The organism is Amycolatopsis sp. lyj-346 (assembly GCF_046548975.1).
Taxonomy (GTDB): Bacteria; Actinomycetota; Actinomycetes; order Mycobacteriales; family Pseudonocardiaceae; genus Amycolatopsis.
Window position 1 is genome coordinate 110,351 of sequence record NZ_JAJPWT010000017.1, and the last position, 20,419, is coordinate 130,769.

General features: G+C 73.3%; 22 protein-coding genes. 9 read left to right on the forward strand and 13 right to left on the reverse strand.

The window, feature by feature from the left end; all coding sequences use genetic code 11:
- The first annotated feature begins 29 nt into the window (after nucleotides 1–29).
- Nucleotides 30–800 carry a GntR family transcriptional regulator gene (locus ACLJQE_RS36130; RefSeq protein ID WP_410644046.1) on the forward strand — a complete coding sequence of 257 codons (771 nt, stop codon included), beginning with the start codon at nucleotides 30–32 and terminating at the stop codon, nucleotides 798–800.
- A 12-nt stretch (nucleotides 801–812) separates the two neighbouring features.
- On the opposite strand, the gene ACLJQE_RS36135 is transcribed toward ACLJQE_RS36130, so the two are convergent.
- The 4 genes from ACLJQE_RS36135 to ACLJQE_RS36150 are packed head-to-tail and all read right to left on the reverse strand — an operon-like array spanning nucleotide 813 to nucleotide 4,648.
- Nucleotides 813–2,123, reverse strand: a complete 1,311-nt coding sequence (locus ACLJQE_RS36135) for a hypothetical protein (RefSeq protein WP_410644047.1) — start codon at nucleotides 2,121–2,123, stop codon at nucleotides 813–815.
- The gene (locus ACLJQE_RS36140) at nucleotides 2,120–2,509 is read right to left on the reverse strand and encodes a PTS sugar transporter subunit IIA (RefSeq protein WP_410644048.1); all 390 of its coding nucleotides are present in this window, start codon (nucleotides 2,507–2,509) and stop codon (nucleotides 2,120–2,122) included. The genes ACLJQE_RS36135 and ACLJQE_RS36140 overlap by 4 nt, the downstream gene beginning before the upstream one ends.
- A gap of 11 nt (nucleotides 2,510–2,520) precedes the next feature.
- Entirely contained in the window at nucleotides 2,521–4,164 is a 1,644-nt protein-coding gene (locus ACLJQE_RS36145; protein WP_410644049.1) for a PTS system mannose/fructose/sorbose family transporter subunit IID, read from the reverse strand.
- 7 nt (nucleotides 4,165–4,171) lie between these two features.
- Nucleotides 4,172–4,648 carry a PTS sugar transporter subunit IIB gene (locus ACLJQE_RS36150; RefSeq protein WP_410644050.1) on the reverse strand — a complete coding sequence of 159 codons (477 nt, stop codon included), beginning with the start codon at nucleotides 4,646–4,648 and terminating at the stop codon, nucleotides 4,172–4,174.
- A 337-nt stretch (nucleotides 4,649–4,985) separates the two neighbouring features.
- Between ACLJQE_RS36150 and ACLJQE_RS36155 the strand changes: the two genes are divergently transcribed.
- Nucleotides 4,986–5,930, forward strand: coding sequence for an MBL fold metallo-hydrolase (locus ACLJQE_RS36155; protein ID WP_410644051.1), 945 nt, complete (start codon nucleotides 4,986–4,988; stop codon nucleotides 5,928–5,930).
- A 106-nt stretch (nucleotides 5,931–6,036) separates the two neighbouring features.
- On the opposite strand, the gene ACLJQE_RS36160 is transcribed toward ACLJQE_RS36155, so the two are convergent.
- On the reverse strand, nucleotides 6,037–6,534 hold the full coding sequence (locus ACLJQE_RS36160; RefSeq protein ID WP_410644052.1) for a MarR family winged helix-turn-helix transcriptional regulator: 498 nt from the start codon (nucleotides 6,532–6,534) through the stop codon (nucleotides 6,037–6,039).
- 76 nt (nucleotides 6,535–6,610) lie between these two features.
- Here ACLJQE_RS36160 and ACLJQE_RS36165 point away from each other — a divergent pair, with 76 nt between their 5' ends.
- The gene (locus ACLJQE_RS36165; RefSeq protein ID WP_410644054.1) at nucleotides 6,611–7,525 is read left to right on the forward strand and encodes an EamA family transporter; all 915 of its coding nucleotides are present in this window, start codon (nucleotides 6,611–6,613) and stop codon (nucleotides 7,523–7,525) included.
- Between the two features lie 37 nt (nucleotides 7,526–7,562).
- Nucleotides 7,563–8,747, forward strand: a complete 1,185-nt coding sequence (locus ACLJQE_RS36170) for a glycoside hydrolase family 64 protein (protein WP_410644055.1) — start codon at nucleotides 7,563–7,565, stop codon at nucleotides 8,745–8,747.
- A gap of 188 nt (nucleotides 8,748–8,935) precedes the next feature.
- Here the strand turns inward: ACLJQE_RS36170 and ACLJQE_RS36175 are convergent, their stop codons facing one another.
- Together ACLJQE_RS36175 and ACLJQE_RS36180 are read right to left on the reverse strand one after the other, a co-directional pair.
- Complete coding sequence (locus tag ACLJQE_RS36175; protein ID WP_410644056.1) at nucleotides 8,936–9,325, reverse strand: hypothetical protein; 390 nt, start codon at nucleotides 9,323–9,325, stop codon at nucleotides 8,936–8,938.
- Between the two features lie 84 nt (nucleotides 9,326–9,409).
- Nucleotides 9,410–9,583 carry a hypothetical protein gene (locus ACLJQE_RS36180; protein WP_410644057.1) on the reverse strand — a complete coding sequence of 58 codons (174 nt, stop codon included), beginning with the start codon at nucleotides 9,581–9,583 and terminating at the stop codon, nucleotides 9,410–9,412.
- A gap of 201 nt (nucleotides 9,584–9,784) precedes the next feature.
- On the opposite strand from ACLJQE_RS36180, the gene ACLJQE_RS36185 reads away from it, so the two are divergent.
- Both ACLJQE_RS36185 and ACLJQE_RS36190 read left to right on the forward strand, forming a co-directional pair.
- The gene (locus ACLJQE_RS36185) at nucleotides 9,785–10,345 is read left to right on the forward strand and encodes an RNA polymerase sigma factor (protein WP_410644058.1); all 561 of its coding nucleotides are present in this window, start codon (nucleotides 9,785–9,787) and stop codon (nucleotides 10,343–10,345) included.
- A complete protein-coding gene (locus tag ACLJQE_RS36190; protein WP_410644059.1) occupies nucleotides 10,342–10,788 on the forward strand; it encodes a hypothetical protein in 447 nt (148 codons plus the stop codon). The genes ACLJQE_RS36185 and ACLJQE_RS36190 overlap by 4 nt, the downstream gene beginning before the upstream one ends.
- On the opposite strand, the gene ACLJQE_RS36195 is transcribed toward ACLJQE_RS36190, so the two are convergent.
- Nucleotides 10,785–11,912, reverse strand: a complete 1,128-nt coding sequence (locus ACLJQE_RS36195; protein WP_410644060.1) for a S8 family peptidase — start codon at nucleotides 11,910–11,912, stop codon at nucleotides 10,785–10,787. The two genes, ACLJQE_RS36190 and ACLJQE_RS36195, sit on opposite strands and share 4 nt — an antisense overlap.
- A 96-nt stretch (nucleotides 11,913–12,008) precedes the next feature.
- Here ACLJQE_RS36195 and ACLJQE_RS36200 point away from each other — a divergent pair, with 96 nt between their 5' ends.
- Nucleotides 12,009–14,624 (forward strand): CHAT domain-containing protein, encoded by a 2,616-nt coding sequence (locus tag ACLJQE_RS36200; RefSeq protein WP_410644061.1) that lies wholly within the window; start codon nucleotides 12,009–12,011, stop codon nucleotides 14,622–14,624.
- Between the two features lie 94 nt (nucleotides 14,625–14,718).
- Nucleotides 14,719–15,525 carry a lipase family alpha/beta hydrolase gene (locus ACLJQE_RS36205; protein WP_410644062.1) on the forward strand — a complete coding sequence of 269 codons (807 nt, stop codon included), beginning with the start codon at nucleotides 14,719–14,721 and terminating at the stop codon, nucleotides 15,523–15,525.
- Here the strand turns inward: ACLJQE_RS36205 and ACLJQE_RS36210 are convergent.
- From ACLJQE_RS36210 to folP, 4 genes are all read right to left on the reverse strand, one after another.
- A complete protein-coding gene (locus ACLJQE_RS36210; protein ID WP_410644063.1) occupies nucleotides 15,515–16,357 on the reverse strand; it encodes an ABC transporter permease in 843 nt (280 codons plus the stop codon). The two genes, ACLJQE_RS36205 and ACLJQE_RS36210, sit on opposite strands and share 11 nt — an antisense overlap.
- Nucleotides 16,354–17,265 (reverse strand): ABC transporter ATP-binding protein, encoded by a 912-nt coding sequence (locus tag ACLJQE_RS36215; protein ID WP_410644064.1) that lies wholly within the window; start codon nucleotides 17,263–17,265, stop codon nucleotides 16,354–16,356. The genes ACLJQE_RS36210 and ACLJQE_RS36215 overlap by 4 nt, the downstream gene beginning before the upstream one ends.
- Nucleotides 17,262–18,389: a hypothetical protein gene (locus tag ACLJQE_RS36220; protein ID WP_410644065.1), complete on the reverse strand. Its 1,128-nt coding sequence runs from the start codon at nucleotides 18,387–18,389 to the stop codon at nucleotides 17,262–17,264. The genes ACLJQE_RS36215 and ACLJQE_RS36220 overlap by 4 nt, the downstream gene beginning before the upstream one ends.
- Before the next feature lie 220 nt (nucleotides 18,390–18,609).
- Entirely contained in the window at nucleotides 18,610–19,488 is an 879-nt protein-coding gene (gene folP / locus ACLJQE_RS36225) for a dihydropteroate synthase (protein ID WP_410644066.1), read from the reverse strand.
- Nucleotides 19,489–19,581: 93 nt separating this feature from the next.
- Between folP and ACLJQE_RS36230 the strand changes: the two genes are divergently transcribed.
- Nucleotides 19,582–20,238, forward strand: coding sequence for a rhomboid family intramembrane serine protease (locus ACLJQE_RS36230; protein ID WP_410644067.1), 657 nt, complete (start codon nucleotides 19,582–19,584; stop codon nucleotides 20,236–20,238).
- On the opposite strand, the gene ACLJQE_RS36235 is transcribed toward ACLJQE_RS36230, so the two are convergent.
- Nucleotides 20,231–20,353, reverse strand: coding sequence for a hypothetical protein (locus tag ACLJQE_RS36235; RefSeq protein ID WP_410644068.1), 123 nt, complete (start codon nucleotides 20,351–20,353; stop codon nucleotides 20,231–20,233). The two genes, ACLJQE_RS36230 and ACLJQE_RS36235, sit on opposite strands and share 8 nt — an antisense overlap.
- Nucleotides 20,354–20,419 lie beyond the last annotated feature (66 nt).

The window sequence follows — 20,419 nt, forward strand, 5'->3', positions numbered from 1 at the left end:
CGGCGGCCGTGGCGCGACATACTGAAGGCATGCCCCGTCCGAAACACGTCGCCGCGAGCGACCTGCGTCTGCCGGACGCGCTGCAGCCGGGGCGGCCCAAGGGCGACCAGCTGCGTGAAATCCTCGAAGCCGTCGCCACGGAGGCCGGGCCGGGGCGGCTGATGCCGTCCGAACGGTTCCTCGCCGAGCACTTCCAGGTGGCCCGCGGCACCGTGCGGCAGGAGGTCAACCGCCTGGTCGCGGACGGCGTCCTGTACCGCCAGCACGGCACCGCGACCTTCACCGCCGAACGGCAGGCCGCGCACATCGACATGCTGACCTCGTTCACCGAGGACATGCAGGCCCGCGGGGTCGTGCCCAAGACGAAGGTGCTGCACGCCGAAGTCGAGAGCGCCGGCCCGCGCATCGCCGGACGGCTGAACGTTCCGCCGGGTGCCCGGGTGTTCCGGCTGGAACGCCTCCGCTACGTCGAGGACGAGCCGTTCGCGGTCGAGCGCACCAACCTCTCCGTCGACCGGTTCCCGGACATCGAGCTGTTCGACTGGGAAACCCAGTCCCTGCACCGCACGATCGAGGAACGCTGGGGTGTGCGCCCCGAGTGGAACGACACCGCGATCTCCGCGGTGCTGCCGAACGGCCACGACGCGGCCCTGCTCGGCATCGAACCCACCCAGCCGTGCCTGATCATCGAGGGCACCCTGCACGACCAGAGCGGCGGCGTCATCGAAGCCGGCCGGTCGCTGTACCGGGCGGACCGCTACACGGTCTTCACCCAGGCCCGGCGCAGCCCGGCGTCCTGAACCGGGGCCGGCTCAGCGGCGGCCGGCCTGGTGCGCCCGCAGCACCTTGAGGCAGTGCTCGACCAGCACGTCCGCGGCCTCCGGGCGGAACAGCGTCACGTACGACTCGTAGATGCCGTCGCGGTGCCCGTCGGCGTCCGGCAGGTACCCCAGGTAACCGTCCGTGTAGCCGATCACCCGGGTGTGGCGGAACGGGCTGCCCCGCCGGATGCGCAGGCCCAGGGACGCGAACAGCTCGAACGGGGTGTGCAGCCAGGCGATTTCGCCCAGCGACACCACGCTGACCGGCACCTCCGCGCAGCCCGTCGGCCGGCCACCCGCCGCCATGGTCGCCAGCATCGCGCAGCCTTCGTAGCGGGTCTGCGCGATGCGGACCGCCGGGTGGTCCTCGCCGTGCTCGGCCAGCTCCCGCTGCCACTCCGCCTCCGCCGCCTGCCGCAGCTCGAGGCTGTCCTCGAGCGACGGGATGTCGCGGTAGGGCAGGTGCAACGTCGACCGCGTCAGCCGGACCGGGCCGGCCGCCGCGGGCGGGGCCGACACCGCCGCCAGCGTGCGCGCGATCGACGTCGCCAGGTGGCCGCCCAGCGTGCGGACCTCGGCGTGGTCGCGGCCGCGGCGGACGAACCGGGAGCTGGCGTCGCCCGCCGCGCCCTGCAGGAACGCCGCGACCGGCCGGCCGACCAGGGTGGCCAGCTCACGGCGGGTCGCGCCCGGCCAGTCCGCCGACCAGGCGAGGTTGTCCGGGCCGAGCACCGTGGGGTGGCTGGCGTAGTCGAACAGCAACGCGGCCGGGGTGCCGTCGTCGCGGCGCAGTTCCAGCACGCCGAACGACGTGTCGTGCGGCCCGTCGGGCCGGTAGCGGTTGCCCCCGACGGCTTCCGTCGAGCCCGCGTGCCAGCGGGCCCGGACCCGGCGGCGGCAGGCCCGCAGCCGCAGCGCGGCGCCCGTGACCTTCTCCGCCATGCCGCCGACCAGCCCGGCGTCGCGCCGCCCCGGCAGGCCGGGGTGCAGCGGGCCGGTCCAGCCCTCGGGCCCGGAATGCGTGTGCGACGCGCAGACGAGCACCCGGTCCGGGTCGATGTCCACCGCGGCGGCGACCGCGTCGGCCAGGGTGCGGGTCAGCCCGGCGTCGACGGCGAGCGCGTCCAGCGCCACCCACACCACGCCGGGGTCGTCCTCTGTGGACAGCCAGATCAGCGACGCTTCGAGGTCGTCGTGCGTGCCGGTCGCGACGCCGTCCCGGGCCAGGTAGCCGCCGAGGGGGTGCCCGGGCCCCGGCGTGATCCGGACGTCTTGCGCGGCGAGCAGGAGCGCGGCGGTCACCAGGTCGATTCCAGGACGTCGACGACGCCGTCGCGGCCGGCGGCGCGCGCCACCCCGGCGAGCTCGGCGACGTCGTCGGTCGTGTGCAGCAGGACTTCCAGCAGCATCGGCAGGTTCAGCCCCGAGACCAGCTGGAGGCGCGGGTGCCCGGCGGCGAGCGAGCGGACGGCGTTGAACGGCGAGCCGCCGTGCAGGTCGGCGAGCACCAGCACGCCGCCGTCGTCGCCGGCCAGCGCCAGCACGCGGGCGCCGAACTCCTCCGGGCTGTCGCGCGGGCTCAGCTCGCAGACCTTCAGCCGCGACTGCGGGCCGAGGATCATTTCGGCGGCCTCCCCGACGCCGGAGGGCAGCCGGCCGTGGCCGGCGAGGATGATCGGAACGCTCATGGCGGAGCCTCCTAACTCTTCGCCGGGGCTGATGGCGCGAACCAGCCGAGCCACCCCAGGACGACCCCGGCCACGACGACGACGCCGATGACCCAGACCGGCCGCAGCCGCGCCTTGACCGTCAGCAGGTACACCCCGGCCGTGACGAGCACCGGGAGCAGGAACGGGAGCAGCTCGTCGAGCCGGTCCTGGATCGCCACCGACTGCGTCACCGGCTGCCCCTGGACCGTGGTGGCCTGCCGGTAGGTCAGCGTGGTGACGACCTTGACGATCGACGGGATGAACCCGCCGAGCACGACGAACCCGAGCACGGTCGCCCCCTGCGCGACGCGGGCGAGCGCCCCGGCGGCGAGGTGCCCGGCCAGCCGCTTGCCTTCGCGGTAGGCGAACCCGAACTGCCAGCGCCGCACCAGCGCGTACGGCACGAGCACCATGACGGCGGCGAAGGCGGGGCCGAGCCAGTTGCCCTGCAGCGCCCACGACGCGCCCATGGTGAAGACGATGCTGTTGTACAGCGCGAAGACGACGGTGTCGCCGATGCCGGCCAGCGGCCCCATCAGGGCGACCTTCGTGCTCGCCGCCGACTTCGGCGTCCCCGCCTCTTCCAGCGCGACGCTGGAACCGAGGATCAGCGGGCCGCCGACGAGCACCGAGGTGTTGAAGAACTGCAGGTGCCGCTGCAGGCCGGCGACGTAGTCGGCCTTCTCCGGGTACAGCCGGCGAAGCACCGGCTCCATCGAATACGCGAAGCCGAGCGCCTGCATCCGCTCGTAGTTCCAGGAGATCTGGCTCGACCAGAAGTACCGGCGGAACACCCGGCGCAGGTCCTGTTTCGTCAGCCGGGGGTCTGCTTTGGACGCTGCTCGGGACTCTGCTGTGGACTCTTCGGCGGCCGCGCTGGGGACGGTGAGCACCGGTTCGTCGCGTTTCAGCGTCACGAACAGCATCGCGACCGCGACGCCGACCAGTGCGATCCCCAGCACCGGCAGGTGCAGGTAGGCGAACCCGACGAACCCGATGAGCAGCAGGTACCAGTACCGCGACAGCTCCATCATGCCGAGCAGCAGTGCGAAGCCGACCGCCGGCAGCAGCGACCCGGCCAGCGTCATGCCCTGCACGAACCCGGCCGGGATGCTCGCGGTGATGTCCTTGATCAGCCCGCCGGACGCGGCGAGCGCGGCGAGGAACGTCGGGACCGCGCGCACGGCCACCCACGGGACCAGGCTCACCCAGTGGATCATCGCCAGGCCGCGGGCGTTGCCGTCGGCGGCGTAGCCGTCGGCCCGGTGCACCAGCGCGGTGGTGACCATCTTGCCGACCGGGTCCAGCGCCGAGAGCAGGATCGCCGCCGGCAGCCCGACGCCGATGCCGATCGCGGCCTGCGCGGCCGCGTCGCCGACGGCGCCCGCGGCCAGCGCGGTGCCGACGATCGCGCCGGTCTGGTAGTCCGGGATGGTGGCGCCGCCGTAGGTGTAGACACCCAGCGCCGCCAGCTCCAGCGTCGCGCCGATCAGCAGGCCGAGCAGCGGGTGGCCGATGATCAGCCCGGCCACCGAGCCGGCGATGAGCGGGCGCTGGGCGTAGATCAGGAACGGGCCGAGCCCGTCGTAGGTGCAGTAGATCGCCCAGAGGGTCAGGGCCAACGCGACGAGCATGCTGGAGCTACAGCCCTTTCCGGTCGAGCAGCGGGACGAACTCGGCCGGCTTGTCCTGCGGCAGCAGCTGCGTGACCAGCGGGACGCCCGCGGCGGCGAGCTTGCGGTAGGCGTCGGCCTCGTCCGCGGTGACCGCGACCGAGCGGGTGACCATGGTGTAGGAATCACCCGGCCGGGGGGCCACGTTGCCGACGTTGACGACCTCGGGCCGCAGCCCGCCCTCGACGAGGCGGAAGACGTCCGCCGGGTGCTTGACGATGATCATGACGTCCGCGCCGGCCTCGGCGGCCAGCGTGGCCTCGACCGACAGCACGTCCGTGCGCAGGCCGCGCGCGGCCTGCGGGAGCAGCATCCGCTGGAGTTCGTCGGCGGCGACTTCGTCGTTGCAGACGACCAGCCGGCGCACGCCCAGGCGGCGGGTCCAGGCGACGGTCACCTGACCGTGGATCAGCCGGTTGTCGATCCGGACGTGTGCCCCCGTCATGTTTCTCCTCCCGGACGGCAGGAGACATACTGGTTCGTACCAGTATCTGTGTCAACATGCCGGTGACCGGCCTTCGCGCGGCCGACGGAAGGACCCCTCAGACCTTCCGTCGGCCCACGAGCGCGAAGTCCCCCTGGATTTTCTCCCGGACCCTCCCATAAAGGTATATACCAGTATGGACGGTCGTGATCGACTGTCAAGACCTTTGCCGGGGGACAATCCGGCAAAATTATCGACCGGTCAGCCGACAGAAATAGGCGGAAACATTCCGGGAGAAACCGCGCAACCTCACCCGGTCACCGTCGTTAAGCGCATCGTCCGTTCAGGGGAGGAAAGCATGCCGGCCGTCAGATCGAACATCGTCCCGCTCCGGCACGCGCGGCCGGGAGTGGTGGCGTACGTGAAGAGCCCGGCCGAGTGGTTCGTCGCGAACAGCGGCTGGATCCAGGGCACCGAGGGCGTCGTGCTGATCGACACCTGCGGCACCGAGCAGGCGACCCTGGAACTGCTGCACGACGTCCGCAAGTACGCCGGCGACCAGGAGCTCACGGTCGTCATCACGCACGCGCACGGCGAGCACCACAACGGGCTCGGCGTCGCCCTGCGCGACGGCGGGACGGCGCTGGCCGCCCCCGGCAGCCTGGAGCTGGTCAAGGCCGGGCCGCAGACGTACGGCAACGTCTTCACCTACACCCGCTGGGGCGTGCTCGAGCCGCCGGAGCCCGACGCGGTCCGCCCGGTCCACGGCCGGCAGGAGCTCGACCTCGGCGGCGCGTCCGTCGACGTCGTGGCGGTGCCCGGCGTGGCGCACACGGCGGGCGACCTGGTGGTGCACGAGCCGCGCTCGAGCACGCTGTTCACCGGCGACCTGGTGTACACCGGCGACACCCCGCTCGCGGTGCACGGCTCGATCCCCGGCTGGCTCGACGCACTCGACTGGCTCCAGGACACGTTCCGCCCGCGCACCGTCGTGCCCGGCCACGGCCCGGTGGCCACCCCCGGCCACCCGGCCTTCCACGGGATGCGCGTCTACCTGGAGTGGCTGCTGGAAGCGACGGCACGCCAGTCGAACTTCACGAAGCTGGCGAAGCAGGCGTCCCTGCGGTGGCCGTCGTGGCGCAACCCCGAGCGGCACATCGGCAACCTGATGCGCGCGTACGCCGACCAGCACGGCCGCAAACTCGACGTCGACCTGGCGATCGACGCGGTCCTGGCCGCCGCGGGCGGCCGCATCGACCTCGACCTGCTGCTCGACAACGAGCCCATCCGGCGAATCTCCTAGCCTCAGCAGCCGCCCTCCAAGCGCCCCAAGGTGGCCTTGGGTGCGTTCAACGCACCCAATGTGGCCTTCGGTGCGTTCAACGCACCGAAGGCCACATTGGGGCGCTTCAGGAGGCTGAGCCGCCCAGGTTTTCCAGCAGGGTCCGGAGGGTCGCGGCCAGTTCGTCGCGCTGCCCGGCGTCGAGCGCGGCCAGGATCCGGTGCTCGGTCTCGACGTGCTCGGGCAGCACCCGGTCGATCAGCTCCCCGCCGGCTTCGGTGAGCCGCACCCGGACGCCGCGGCCGTCCGCCTCGTTCGGGGTGCGCTCGACCAGGCCGCGGGCCTCCATCTTGTCGAGGCGCTGGGTGATCGCCCCGGACGTCACCATCGCCGAACGCATCAGCTCCGTGGGGGTCAGCCGGTACGGCGGGCCGCTGCGGCGCAGGGTCGCGAGGACGTCGAACGTCGCGCGGTCCAGGCCGTGGCGGGCGAACGTCCGGCGCAGCTCCGCGTCGACCAGTGCGCTCAGCCGGGACAGCCGGCCGATCACCGCCATCGGGGAAACGTCGAGGTCGGGGCGCTCGGCGTGCCACTGCGCCAGTACCCGGTCCACGTGGTCGGCCATGGCCGCAGCGTAACGGGTCCCTTAGCGGTAAGTGAAAGAATAGCCAGTTGTCTTAGCGGTGAGGTAATCTGCCTTAGTGCTAAACAAACAGCTCCTCCTCACCGCGCTGGCCCCGGCCATCTGGGGCACCACCTACCTCGTCACCACCGAGTTCCTGCCGCCCGACCGCCCGCTGCTCGCCGCCGTCGTCCGGGCGCTGCCCGCCGGGCTGCTGCTGGTCGCGCTCACCCGCCGCCTGCCGAAGGGCGACTGGTGGTGGCGGTCGCTCGTGCTCGGCACGCTGAACATCGGCGCGTTCCTCGCCCTGCTGTTCGTCGCCGCCTACCGGCTGCCCGGCGGGGTCGCCGCCACCCTCGGCGCCCTGCAGCCGCTGCTGGTCGCCGGCCTGTCCACCGGCCTGCTCGGCGAACGCCTGACCCGGCGCACCGTGCTCGCGGGCGTCGCCGGGGTCGCCGGGGTCAGCCTGCTGGTGCTGCAGTCCAGTGCGCGCCTCGACGCGATCGGCGTCGCCGCCGCGGCCGGCGGTGCGGTCGTGATGGCCACCGGGGTCGTGCTGAGCAAGCGCTGGACGTCCCCCGCGCCCCTGCTGGCGACGACCGGCTGGCAGCTCGTCGCGGGTGGCCTGGTGCTCGTCCCGGTGGCGCTGGCCGTCGAAGGCGCTCCGCCCGCGTCGCTGTCCGGAGCGAACCTGGCCGGCTACGCCTACCTCGCGCTGATCGGCGCCGCGTTCGCGTACGCCTTGTGGTTCCGCGGGATCCGCGCGCTGTCGGCGACCAAGGTGACGTTCCTCGGGCTGCTGAGCCCGGTCGTCGCCACCCTGCTCGGCTGGCTCGTCCTCGGCCAGCGGCTGACGGCGTGGCAGCTGCTGGGCGCCGCGATCGTGCTGGCCGCCGTCGTGGCCGCGCAGCGGCGGCCGTTGGTCCGGACGGGGGCTGATAATTATCAGCCTTTGACAACCGCTCGCCGGGCCACGGACGCTGAAATGGTCTGAACAACTTGTGATCACCGGCCTCGACGAGGAGGCGCCCGTGCGCACGAAAACGTCCGTCCGGCAACGGCTTGCGGTACTGGCCACGGCGGTCGCGGTGGCCACCGCGACCGCTCCCGCCGCCGAAGCGGTGCCGGCCACGATTCCCTTGAAGATCACCAACAACTCCGGTCGCAGCGAGCCCGTTTACCTCTACGACCTCGGCACGGACCTGGCGACCGGCCGTCAGGGCTGGGCCGACGCGAACGGCACGTTCCACGCGTGGCCCGGCGGCGCGGTGCCGCCGATCCCGGCGCCCGACGCCTCGATCCCCGGCCCGGCCAACGGCCAGTCGATCACCATCCGGATCCCGAAGTTCTCCGGCCGCATCTACTTCTCCTACGGGCGGAAGCTGGTCTTCAAGCTCGCCACCGGCGGCCTGGTGCAGCCGGCGGTCCAGAACCCGTCGGACCCGAACGCCGACATCCTCTTCAACTGGTCGGAGTACACGCTCGACAACGGTGGTCTTTGGATCAACAGCACCCAGGTGGACATGTTCTCCGCGCCGTACGCGGTCGGCGTGCAACCCGTCGGCGGCACCACCAGGAGCACCGGGCACCTGAAACCGGGCGGCTACCACGGTTTCTACACCGCGCTGCGCGGCCAGCCGGGCGGCTGGGCCAACCTGATCCGGACCCGCTCCGACGGCACGGTCCTGCGCGCACTGGCCCCGAGCCACGGCATCGAAGCCGGCGCGTTGCCCGCGACCGTGCTGCAGGACTACATCAACCGCGTCTGGACGAAGTACAGCTCCTCGACGCTGACCGTGACGCCGGTGGCGGACCAGCCGAGCGTGAAGTACTACGGCCGCGTTTCCGGCAACACGATGACCTTCACGAACACTTCCGGCGGGTTCGTGACGGCGTTCCAGAAACCGGACTCCGACAGCGTCTTCGGCTGCCACAAGAACCTCGACGCGCCGAACGACGTCCGCGGCCAGATCTCGCGCACGCTCTGCGCGGGCTTCAACCGCTCGACGCTGCTGACCAACGCGAACCAGCCGGACACCAGCCCGGCGGGCTTCTACCAGGACGCCGTCACCAACCACTACGCGCGCAAGATCCACGCGCAGATGGCCGACGGCAAGGCGTACGCCTTCGCGTTCGACGACGTCGGCCACCACGAATCCCTGGTCCACGACGGCAACCCGGCGACGGCCTACCTGACGCTGGATCCGTTCAACTAGCTCCGTTCGGCCAGGCGTGCCCGCAGCGGCTCGTAATCGTGGTCGGGAAACAACGACGGGAAAAGTTCGAGCATCTCCTCCAGGCCCGCCCGGACGTAGCTCAGGTCGTCCTCGCCGAGGGCAGCTGGGTCGCAGAACAGCGTCTGCCAGCCGTAGGTGCCTTTGGTGGTGGCCAGGGCGCGCAGGTACTACTCGTGGTCGATGTCCATCCTGAACCCGGCGAAGTTCTCCTTGGCGGTTTCCGGGTGGTAGTACCAGAGTTCCGGCGTGCCCGGACCGACGCGCAGCGCCACCCACTCGCCGGTACCGCCCGATGGATGACCGTCGAACGGGCGGAGCTCGGACCACCGCTGCCGCTCGGCCGGCGTCAGCTCCTCCTCCAGGGGATGGTCTTGCGCCTTCTCGGCCAGCGCCCTCGGCAGGCTCATCACGCTGAATTCACCGCAGAGTCGTTCCGGTGAGTCCAGCTCCCAGCAGGCCGAGATCTCGTCGTCGTCCGCGCGGTGCTCGAAGAACTCCAGGCCGGAGACTTGCCCGAGCTCGCGAAGCGCTTGCTGCAGAAGCCGTTCCGGGGCCATGCAGCGATCTTGCCAGACGAGCCGGGCGGCTCCGCGCCACCCTGATCCGGGCCCCGGTCCGGCGGCACGCTCTTGCGCGGGCCACTAGAGCTTGGCGAACACCGGCGCCACCGGCGTGTCCCCGAGCAGCTCGCACCGGGACACGCCGGTGCTCGACGGCACCGGTCGCGCCCGGCCTCTCACCTCCACGACCGGCTGCCCGCACGCAACCAGCTCCACCACGAGCACCGGCACCACAAGCAAAAGCCGTATGCGCATGACCGGCTCACCCCGATCCGTCTCCACCACTCCCACCGGGCACACGGCGGCCGCCGTGGGCGTGGTTCAGCGCGAACGGGGTATTTCCCGCGCTCTCACCGGATCGGCTGAGCGGGGGGAGCGACGCGAAGGAGTCCCCCGATGGCGTACCGGTCCGAAGGGCTGCTCTTGGCTAGGCTGAGTGGGTCAAGCGGAGGTGAAGTGGACACCACGACCCTGCTCGAAGCGGCCGCGCGCGGCGACCAGGCGGCGTGGGACGCCCTGGTCGACCGGTTCGCCAGCCTGCTCTGGTCGATCGCCCGCGCCCACCGGCTGTCCGACGCCGACGCGGCCGACGCCGTCCAGACGACGTGGCTGAAGCTCGTCGAAAACCTCGGCCGGATCAAGGAACCGGAGCGGCTGCCCGGCTGGCTGGCCACCACGGCCCGGCACGAGTGCCTGCGCCAGCTCCGCCGCACCGGCCGGGAGCGCCCCACCGACGACCAGGTCTGGCAGAGCGAGCCGGCCCCAGGCCCGGCCGTCGACGCGGCCCTGCTGCTCGGCGAGCGCGACGCCGCGCTCTGGCGTGCGCTGGAGAAGCTGCCGGACCAGTGCCGTCGGCTGCTGCGGGCGCTCATGGCGACGCCCCCGCCGTCGTACGCGGAGGTGGCGGCCGCCCTCGACATGCGGATCGGCAGCATCGGCCCGACCCGGCAGCGCTGCCTCGGCCGGCTGCGCGAGCGGGCCGGCCAGGCCGGGCTCGGAACGGAGGACCGGACATGACCGCCGACGACGAGCTCATGGACGTCCTGCGCGCCGCCGCGGACCGGGCGGACCCGGTGCCGGACCTCGTGCTGCGCCAGGCCCGCGCGGCGCTGACCACCCGGGACCTCGACGCCGAGCTGGCGGAACTGGCCTTCGATTCGGACCTGGCGGAAGCCGGCACGGTCCGCGCGGACGGCGACGACGTCCGGTTGCTGTCGTTCGAGGCGGCGCGGGTTTCGGTGGAGCTGCAGGTGGAGTACGCGAACGGGCGGGTCTCGCTGCGCGGCCTGATCACCGGCGCGACGGGCGACGCGGTGATCGAGGTGGCCGGAGAGCGGCACACACGCCCGATCGGCGCGGAAGGCTGGTTCACGGCGGCGGGGCTGCCCCGCGGAGCCACCCGGGTGAAGGTGACCGCCGCGGACGGCACGACGGTCACCACCGGCTGGGCGAGTCTCTAGCTCTCCTGCACGCGCGGCACTTCGATGGGGCCGTTCACATCGGACACGGTGATCGAATCGGCACCGTCGAGCACCTCGCGTGCCGCCTCCCGGGCACTCTTCCCGGTCGTCGCCATCACCGCCGCGATCCGGCCGGTGACGATCGCGGCCGAGAACGACGTCCCGCTCCAGACCGCGTAGCCGTTGAACTTCGGTTCCTCCTCCGGCGGCTGCACCGGGTAGCCCGCGTGAAAGTAGGGGCCGACGACGTCGACCCCGTCGGCATAGGCCGCGATCCACGGCCCGAAGTTGCTGAAGTCCGCGACGCGGGGGCTGCGCGTGGCGTCGGCCGAGCCGACCGGCAGCACCAGCGCGTGCTTGTCGTCGACCTCGCCGGGGACCGTGGGCGCGAGCTTGATCCCCGCGGGGTGGACCCGCTGCCGCATCCCCCGGTTCCCGGCGGAGGCGACCACGACGGTGTCCGGGGACAGCCGGCGCAGCGCGGCTTCGATCGCCTTCGGCGCCCGGTCCTCGAAGGTCTGGCCCGAGAAGGACAGGTTGATCAGGGTGACGCCCTCCTCGCGGAGGTCGTCGACGGCGTTCGCCACCGCCAGGTCTTCCGCCTCGCCGCTCCGCTCGTCGATCACGCCCTTCATCCGGACCCCCACGTCCGGCCCGGCCTGCTTCAGCACCACCCCCGCGACGAACGTCCCGTGCCCGGCGGAGCCGACCGGGTTCCCGTCTTCGCCGCGGACGACCCGGACGGTGTCCTCCGGGTCGTAGTGGACGCGCTCGCCGAGGAACTCGTGCGGACGGCGGTCCCGCAGCACGATTCCGGTGTCGATCACCCCGGCCCAGTGCCGGACGTCGCCCGCGGGCACCGGGGTCAGGGTGTCGTCGGTGGGTTTCGGCCGCAGGTCGCCCCAGATGATGCGGTCGAGCCCGAACAGGTGGTTCGGCGCCACGCGGTGGGGCTCCCGCAGCGCGGCGAGCACCTCCGGGACCGGGCGGCTGCCGGTGAACCGGCGCAGGGGCCCGGCACCCCCGCTCGGGTGGTAGCCGAACCCTGCCAGTTCGGCGTGGATCGCGGCAGAATCGTCGGCATGGACCAGCAGCTCGCCGGCTCGATGGCGGTATCGGGTCATGTGTCCCCCTCCGGGGCCGGTCATGGGTGAACGGGTCGACAGCCCGATCCGCGAACCTCTCCATTCGATACACAACGGCCGGAACGGGCACAAGCGGTGACGACCGGGGCACTGGCCAAGGCCGTCGCCGCGGCGGACCTCGCGTTCACCGCGCCGGCCAGGGCACGGGCGCTGGCCGGGGCCGCGCTCGCGGAAGCGGACGGCCACGCCGAGGCCGCCGCGGTCGCCGAGCACGCGCTCGGCCTGGCCGGGGTGGCCACCGGACGGCTGGCGGACGCCGAAACCCGGCTGCGCACCGCGGTCCGGCTGGCGGGCGGTGCCGGGCTGCGCGAGCGGGCCGCCCAGACGCGCGGCGTGCTCGGCTACGTGCTGACGCTGACCGGGCGCACCGCCGAGGCCCTGCGCGAACTGGACCGCGCGATGCCGGAGCTGACCGGGACGGCGGCGGCGCGGCTGCGCATGCAGCGGGCCGTCGTGCTCACCGAAATCAGCCGGTTCGGGGCGGCCGCCGCGGAGTTCGCGGCCGCGCTCGAAACCCTGCGCGCGGCCGGCGGGGACGACCTGATCGAGGCGACGATCCGCACCAACCGCAGCATCGTGCTGGCCCGGCTCGGCGACTGGCGGGGTGCCGAGGAGGACCTGCGCCGGGCCGAGCGCGGGTTCGCCGCGACCGGCCACCTCGGCCGGACGGCGATGGTGTGGCAGAACCGCGGGCTCGCCGCCACCGTCCGCGGCGACGTCCCGGCCGCGTTGACCGCCTACGACGAAGCCGCATCGCGTTACGAAGAGGCCGGAACCGACCAGGGACTGCTGCCGATCGAACGCGCCGAAACGCTGCTCTCCGTCCGGCTGATCGCCGAAGCACGCGAAGCCGCGAAAGCCGCCGTCGCCGACTACGAACGCCGTCGCAACGCCGTCGACCTCGTCCAGGCGCGGCTGCTGCTGGCGAAGGTCGCGCTGCTCGACGGCGACCCGGAAACGGCGCTGCGCGAAGCGTCACTGGCACGGCGGTCCGCGGCCCGGCAGCACCGGCCGGGCTGGGCCGCGCTCGGCGGCTACCTCGCGCTGCGGGCCCGCCGCGACAGCGGGCTCCGGACGACGGCGATGCTCCGGTCCGGGCAGCGCACGGTGGCGGCGCTGGCCGACGCGGGCTGGGTGGTCCCGGCCCTGGACGCACGGCTGATCGTCGCGTCGCTGGCGCTGGCGCTGGGCCGTCCGGCGGTCGCGGAGGCGGAGCTGACGGTCGTCGGCCGGGCCGGGCGCGGCGGCCCGGCCGAGCTGCGGGCCCGTGCCTGGCACGCGACGGCGTTGCTGCGGCTGGTCCACGGCGACCGCCGCGGCGCGGACGCGGCCCTGCGCGCCGGCGTCCGGGTGGTCGGCCGGTTCCGGGCCGGGCTGGGCGCGAGCGAGCTGCGTGCCCACGCGTCGGGCCACGCGAGTGAACTGACCGGGCTGGGCCTGCGGCTCGCCGTCGAAGCGGGCCACCCGGAGGCCGTGCTGCGCTGGGCGGAACTGCGGCACGCCGGTGCGCTGCGGCTGCGGCCCGTCCGGCCACCGGACGACGAGGGCCTGGCCGCCGACCTCGCCGCGCTGCGCCAGACCGCCGTCGACCTCGCCGCCGGCCCCGGCCAGGCGCCGGCTCTGCTGCGCCGGCAGGCCCGGCTCGAGAAGGCGGTGCGCGACCGCGCCCGGCACGCCACCGGCACTTTTGATTCGAACACAGTTGATTCGAACACAGTGTCCACTTGGGACACTCGGGTCCCGTCGCGCGCGGAGCTGGCCGCGGCACTGGGGCCGGCCACGCTGGTGGAGTACCTGGAACTGGACGGGCGGCTGACGGCGCTCGTCCTCGACGGCGGGCGGCTGCGGCGGTGCGAGCTGGGTCCGGCAGCCGAGGCCGCGGACCGCCTGGACGAGCTGCGGTTCGCCCTGCGGCGGTCGGCGTTCGGCCTCGGTTCGTTCACCGGGCTCGCCGAGCGGACGGCCCGCCGCCTCGACGACCTGCTGCTCGCCCCGCTCCCGCTCGGCGACGGCCCGCTGGTGATCGTGCCGACCGGGCGGCTGCACGAACTGCCGTGGCCGTCGCTGCCGGGCTGCCACGGCCGTCCGGTGTCGCTGGCGCCGTCGGCGGCGCTGTGGCACCGCGCGGCGACCGCACCCCGCGGCGAGGGCGGCGACCACGTCGTCGTGGCCGGTCCTGGGCTGCCGCACGCCGCCGCGGAAGCCGCCGCGCTGGCCCGCCGCTACCCGGGCGCCCGCCGGTTCACCGGCCGCACCGCCCGGGTCGAGCCGGTGCTCGCCGCGCTCGACGGCGCCGCGCTCGGCCACATCGCGGCGCACGGGGTGTTCCGCACGGACAACCCGCTGTTCTCGGCCCTCCGGCTCGCCGACGGCCCCCTGACGGTGTACGACCTGGAACGGCTGGCCCGCCCGCCGCGTCAGGTGGTGCTGTCGGGCTGCGACTCGGGCCGTTCGGCCATCCACGCGGGCGACGAGCTGCTGGGCCTGGCCTCGGCCCTGCTGGCCATGGGCACGACCAGCCTGGTGGCCACGGTCCTCCCGATCCCCGACGACGCCGGCCGCGCCCTGATGGTCCGTCACCACCGCCACCTCGCATCGGGCCTCACCCCGGCCGCGGCCCTGGCCCGCGCCCAAACCGACCTCCCGGACTCCCCCGCCACCGCCGGCTACGTCTGCTACGGCGCCGGCTGACCTGTCACTTTCCCCAGGAAAGTGATCCGGAGAGACCCCCTCCACAACACTTTCATAGGGAAAGTGACGCTGGAGGGCGGGGCATGATGGGAGGGTGCGGATCACGGCTTGGTGGGGCGGGCTCAGCCCGCGGCGGCGGCTGATGCTGAGCGGGGTCGCCGTGGCCGTGGTGGCCGTGGTCGTCGTGACCGTGGCCGCCACCTCCGGGGCGAAAGCCGCGCCCGAAGCCGGGACGCCGGACCAGGCCCGGCCCGGCCCGGTGCTGCTCGTCCCCGGCTACGGCGGCGGCCGGGGTGCGCTGGACACCCTCGCCGAGCGGATCCGGCAGGCCACCGGCCGGTCCGCCGAGGTGCTCACCCTGGCCGGCGACGGCACCGGCGACCTCGTCGAACAAGCCGCCGTGCTCGCCGAAGCCGTCGAGAAGGCGTACGAACAGGGCGCGCCTTCGGTCGACGTCGTCGGGTACTCCGCGGGCGGTGTCGTGGCGCGGCTGTGGGTCGGCCGGGAGGGCGGCGAACACCAGGCCCGCCGGGTCGTGACGCTCGGCGCGCCGATGCACGGCACCGGCCTGGCCACGGCGGGCGGCGCGCTGGTCCCCGGCGGGTGTCCGACCGCGTGCGTCCAGCTGGCGCCGGGCAGCAGCCTCCTGCAGGAGCTGGCCAAGCAGCCGCTCCCGCCGGGCCTGCCGTGGCTGTCGCTGTGGACCGACCACGACGAGACGGTGACCCCGCCGGACTCCGCCCGGCTCGACGGCGCCGTCAACGTCTCCCTCCAGGACGTCTGCCCCGGCAACCCGGCCGGGCACGGCGACCTGCCCACCGATCCGGCCGTCACCGAGATCGTCCTGCAGGCCCTCGGCACCACCCCGCTCGAAGCGCCGGCGGAGTGCCTCAGCTCGTGATGTCCTTCGTCGCGAAGTTCGCCCACGCCGCCCCGAAGAACACCACGATGTAGCCGGCCTGCAGCAGCAGCCCGTGGTCGATGTTGCGCCACAGCACCGGATCGCGGAAGAAGTCGATCCAGGACAGCCAGTAGTGCGTCGGCAGGTAGGGCTGCACGGACGCGGCCGCGTCCAGGGTTTCCAGCACCGAGCTGGTGATGAGCACGGCCAGCCCGCCCAGTGCGGCCCCCAGCGCCGAGTCGGACACCGTCGAGAGGAAGACGGTGATCGCCGCGAACCCGAGCATCGACACGACGATGTAGGAAACCGCGCCGAGCAGCCGCAGGCCGAGCGCGGACGAGCTGAGCGACTGCCCCGACAACGACGTCACGCCGGTCGGCTGCCCGCCCGGTCCCGCGACGCCGGGCGTGCCGCCGGTGCCGAACAGGATCACCCCGAGCACCAGCGACGTCAGCACGACGACGACGATCGCCGCGGTCACGTACACGGCGAGCGCGACCAGCTTGGCGCCCAGCAACCGGGTCCGGCCGACCGGGCGCACCAGCAGGTACCGGAGGGTGCCGGTGGCCGCCTCGCCCGCGATCGCGTCACCCGCGGTGACGGCGACCGCGATCGGCAGGAACAGCGGCAGCACCAGCGCGAGCGCGGCGGCCGGGAACAGGGCGCCGTCGTTGACCACCGCCGAGAGGAACGCCCCGCCCTGCCCCGGCGGCGGCGCGAAGTCGGCCGTCGCCAGGAAGACGCCGACGATCGCGGGCAGCAGGCACAGCAGCAGCACGCTGAACCACACCCGCGGCCGCAGCGCGAGCTTCCGCAGTTCGACGCCGATCATCCCGCCGCCCCGAACCGGTCCGAGCCGGGACCCGTCACGTCGAGGACGACCTGTTCCAGCGTCCGCTGTTCGGCGTGGATCGACGTCACGCGCACCCCCGCCTCGACGAGCAGCGCGTTCAGCGCCGCCGGATCGGCGTGCCGGATGACCAGCCGGTCGCCGTCGCGGCCTTCGAACTGGCCGTCGAGGACCGCGGCCGCCTCGGCCGGGTCCGGTGTGCCGACCAGGATCCGGCCGGTCGCCGCCCGCAGCGTGGCCAGGTCGTCCTCCAGCACGAGCCGGCCGCGGTCGACGACGCCGACGCGCGTGCACAGCTGCTCCACCTCGGCCAGCAGGTGGCTGGAAAGGAACACGGTGGTGCCGCCCGCGCTCAGCTCGGCCAGCAGCTCGCGGATCTCCTTGATGCCCTGCGGGTCCAGCCCGTTGGTCGGCTCGTCGAGGATCAGCAACCGGGGCTTCCGCAGCAGCGCGCCGGCGAGCCCGAGGCGTTGCCGCATACCGAGCGAGTACGCCTTCACCGGCCGCTGGTCGACCCCGCCCAGCCCGACCTGTTCGAGGGCTTCGTCGATGCGACGGCGTCGCGTGCGCCGCCCGCCCCCGCGGCCGGCGGCGTCGAGCAGCGCCAGGTTCCGGCGCCCGGACAGGTGCGGGTACGCGGCCGGGCCTTCGACGAGCGCGCCGACGTCCGGCAGCACCTCGGCGACCCGCTTCGGCACCGGTTTGCCGAGCACCTCGATCTCCCCGGCCGTCGCGTAGACCAGGCCGAGCAGCATCCGGACGAGAGTGGTCTTGCCCGAGCCGTTGGGGCCCAGGAAGCCGTAGCGGTCGCCTTCGCGGACGTCGAGGTCGACCGCGTCGACGGCCACCGTGCGCCCGTAGCGCTTCGTCAGCGCGTGCGTGACGATCACGAGCCGCTCCGGCGCAGCCGGGACAGCTCGCCGGCCACGGACTGCAGGACGTCCGGCGTCACCGTCCCGGCCAGCAGGTAGGAGCGGCGGGACACCGACGACCGCACGATGCCGAGGGACAGCGGGGTGATCGACAGCTGCACGAGGCTCCCCGTGGCCAGTTTGACCTGCACCGCACCGGCTTTCCCGGCGGCGTCGCCCGCCGCGTTGGCCACGGTCCGCGGCACCGCGATCACGGCGAAGGCGGCCAGCCCGCGGCCGTAGAGCGCGGCGCCCTGCACACCGCCGAAGTTCGACGACACCACCGGGCGCCCGGCCAGCGACGACGGCAGCGGGACCTGGCTGAACGCGCCGAGCGTGTCGGCGACGTCCGGGGCGCTGGCCACGCTGAACCCGGACCCGAGCACCGGCCGCGGTGCCTCGACGACCGGCGTCGTCTGTTCGAGCTGCCGGAACTCGGTCACCAGGATCGGGGCCTGCTGGCCGCGCGCGGTCACCTCGACCCGCACCGCCACCCCGGTCGCCGGGTCCGCCCAGACGTCGACGCGCCCGATGGTCGTGTCCGGATCGGCGGGCACGAGCCGCAGGCCGGACGCGGCGACCCCGGCGACGTTCCGCCCCGGCAGCGCGCTCACCGGATCGCCCGTCGCCACGCGCAGGATCCGCCGCGCGAGCTCGGGCGGCAGCAGGTCACCGGCCCGCGGCAGCCGAAGCCCCGGCTCGCCGATCAGCTCGGTCAGCGTGTTGTCGCCGTAGTCCCAGGTGTATTCGCCGTCGGGGAGCCGGTAGACGTCGTGCTCGCCGGCGGTACCGAGGATGTCGACGCGGTAGCGGTCGGGCCCGGCGTACCAGGCGCGCATCGGCGTCCGCATCGAGAAGAGCGCGGTGACGGCGGCGAGGTTCGGCAGCTCGGGCAGGGCCAGCGAACCGGCGCTTTCGGCGTAACCCTGGTACGGCCGTCCGGCGGAGTCCAGCACGAGGGCGCGCAGCCGGTCCGGGTCGGCTGCCGCCCCGGCCGGGGCGAGCGCGGCGACCACCGGCGGCGCGGAGACCAGCACCACGGCCACCGCGGCGACGACCGCCCACCGGCGCCGCTTCTCGTGCCGCACCACCGAGGACGTCATCCGGCATCACCTCTCCGTCCTTTGTACGCATGGTCCGGGGCCCGCAGCTACCCCCACGGCTCGTCCGGCGGCCGGCGGCGCAAAACAACCACGACGTCACCCGGCCTCCCCCGCCCTGCCGCGGCAGAACAGAACAAGCTGTCCTCGCCGGACCGGCAGGCTCCGGGATGACCACCCGAAGCGCTGCCCCCTCACCTTCGCGTGGGGGCCGCGGGTGTGGTCAGTCCATAGTGGACGCTAAGCCCGCGACCGCTTCCACGGCTTCCCGGGTCTCCCGGACGTTGTGGGCGCGGAAGACCGCGGCGCCGGCGTGCGCCGCGATCGCCGTGGCCGCCAGCGTGCCCGCCAGGCGGTCGTGGGCTTCGACGTCCAGGGTCTCGCCGATGAGGTCCTTGTTCGACAGGGCGACCAGCACCGGCCAGCCGGTCGCCACCAGCCGGTCGAAGTGGCGGAGCAGTTCGAGGCCGTGCCGGGTGCTCTTGCCGAAGTCGAACGTCGGGTCGACGAGGACGCCGCCGCGCGGCACGCCCGCGGCCACGGTGCGCTCGGCCGCGGCCGTCAGCTCGGCGACCACGTCCGCGACGACGTCGTCGTAGCGGGGCCAGAAGGGCCGCTCCGGGGTCGGTGCCGGGTACGGGTCGGTGCGGACGGGCATGCCCCCGACGTGCGAGCAGACGTACCCGGTGCCGAACTCCGCGGCCACCTCGACCAGCTTCGGGTCGGCGCCCGCCCAGGTGTCGTTGAGGAGGTCGGCGCCCGCTTCGCAGACCTGGCGGCCGACCTCGTGGCGCCAGGTGTCGACGCTGATGACCAGCCCGGGGTGGCGGCGGCGCACCTCGGCGACGAACGGCACCACCCGGCTGCTCTCTTCGTCGACGTCGACCTCGGGACCTTCGCCCGCCTTCACGCCGCCGATGTCCACGATGTCGGCGCCCGCGGCGACCGCGCGGTCCACCGCGTCCAGGGCCGCGGTGTCGGCGAAGGTCGCACCCTTGTCGTAGAACGAGTCGGGCGTGCGGTTGACGATGGCCATGACCAGGGCGCGGTCGCCGGGCATGCGACGGCCGCGGAAGACCATCTCCGGCCGGTGTGACGTCATGCCGCCACCCTGCCAGGTCACGGCTGGGTCCGAAAAGCCGCGTCCGGGACCCTGCGGCGGTTATCCTCGGCGCGACCGAGCAGGGGGGACGCCATGAGCACGACCAGCGAGGGCCCGGCCCGCAGCGACGCCGAGCTGATGATCGCCGAGGCCAAGAAGGCCCTCTGGGCGATGGTCGGCCTGCTGGCCGTGCTGTGGCTCGTGCAGATCGTCAACGCCGTCGACGGGTACGACCTGAGCCGCGAGTTCGGCATCGAACCGCGGGACCCCGGGTCGCTGCCGGACATCCTGACCTCGCCGTTCATGCACGCCAGCTGGATGCACATCGAAGCCAACTCGGGGCCGCTGTTCGTGTTCGGTTTCCTCGCCGCCTACCGCGGGGTGAAGAAGTGGCTCGGCGTCAGCCTGCTGATCATCGTGGCCAGCGGCCTCGGCGTCTGGTTCATCACGCCGTCGAACACGGTCACGGTCGGCGCCAGCGGCCTGCTGTTCGGCTACTTCGGTTACGTCATCGTGCGCGGGCTGTTCGACCGGCACCCGATCGACATCGTGATCGGGCTCGTGATGGCGTTGTGCTTCGCCTACCAGTTCACCTCCCTGCTGCCCACCGAAGAGGGTGTCAGCTGGCAGGGCCACCTCTTCGGGTTCGCCGGCGGCATCATCGGCGGCTGGCTGTTCCGCGACCGGCGGCCCAAGGCGGTCGCCGCCCCGGACGCGGCGACCACCCTGCTCCCCAAGGACGTCAGCTAGGCGGTTCGAGCTCCGCCTCGACGACGATCCGGACGTACCGGCCGATCACCGCGCGCGGCACGCGCAGGCCGAGCGGGGCCCGGTCCAGTGTCCCGGTGGCGCGGACGGCGGTCACCGTCGCGCACCTCGACGGTGCCGGCGCGGACGCCGATCGTGCCGCGCACCCGGTTGACGCCGAAGC

Bases quoted from the DNA above. Each gene is read 5' to 3' on its own strand.
- ACLJQE_RS36175 (WP_410644056.1), bottom strand. From the start codon at position 9,325: ATGGCCCCGGAACGGCTTCTGCAGCAAGCGCTTCGCGAGCTCGGGCAA.
- ACLJQE_RS36140 (WP_410644048.1), bottom strand. From the start codon at position 2,509: ATGAGCGTTCCGATCATCCTCGCCGGCCACGGCCGGCTGCCCTCCGGC.
- ACLJQE_RS36145 (WP_410644049.1), bottom strand. From the start codon at position 4,164: ATGCTCGTCGCGTTGGCCCTGACCCTCTGGGCGATCTACTGCACCTAC.
- ACLJQE_RS36220 (WP_410644065.1), bottom strand. From the start codon at position 18,389: ATGACGTCCTCGGTGGTGCGGCACGAGAAGCGGCGCCGGTGGGCGGTC.
- ACLJQE_RS36150 (WP_410644050.1), bottom strand. From the start codon at position 4,648: ATGACGGGGGCACACGTCCGGATCGACAACCGGCTGATCCACGGTCAG.
- ACLJQE_RS36195 (WP_410644060.1), bottom strand. From the start codon at position 11,912: ATGACCCGATACCGCCATCGAGCCGGCGAGCTGCTGGTCCATGCCGAC.
- ACLJQE_RS36180 (WP_410644057.1), bottom strand. From the start codon at position 9,583: ATGCGCATACGGCTTTTGCTTGTGGTGCCGGTGCTCGTGGTGGAGCTG.
- ACLJQE_RS36160 (WP_410644052.1), bottom strand. From the start codon at position 6,534: ATGGCCGACCACGTGGACCGGGTACTGGCGCAGTGGCACGCCGAGCGC.
- folP (WP_410644066.1), bottom strand. From the start codon at position 19,488: ATGACGTCACACCGGCCGGAGATGGTCTTCCGCGGCCGTCGCATGCCC.
- ACLJQE_RS36155 (WP_410644051.1), top strand. From the start codon at position 4,986: ATGCCGGCCGTCAGATCGAACATCGTCCCGCTCCGGCACGCGCGGCCG.
- ACLJQE_RS36210 (WP_410644063.1), bottom strand. From the start codon at position 16,357: ATGATCGGCGTCGAACTGCGGAAGCTCGCGCTGCGGCCGCGGGTGTGG.
- ACLJQE_RS36230 (WP_410644067.1), top strand. From the start codon at position 19,582: ATGAGCACGACCAGCGAGGGCCCGGCCCGCAGCGACGCCGAGCTGATG.
- ACLJQE_RS36190 (WP_410644059.1), top strand. From the start codon at position 10,342: ATGACCGCCGACGACGAGCTCATGGACGTCCTGCGCGCCGCCGCGGAC.
- ACLJQE_RS36130 (WP_410644046.1), top strand. From the start codon at position 30: ATGCCCCGTCCGAAACACGTCGCCGCGAGCGACCTGCGTCTGCCGGAC.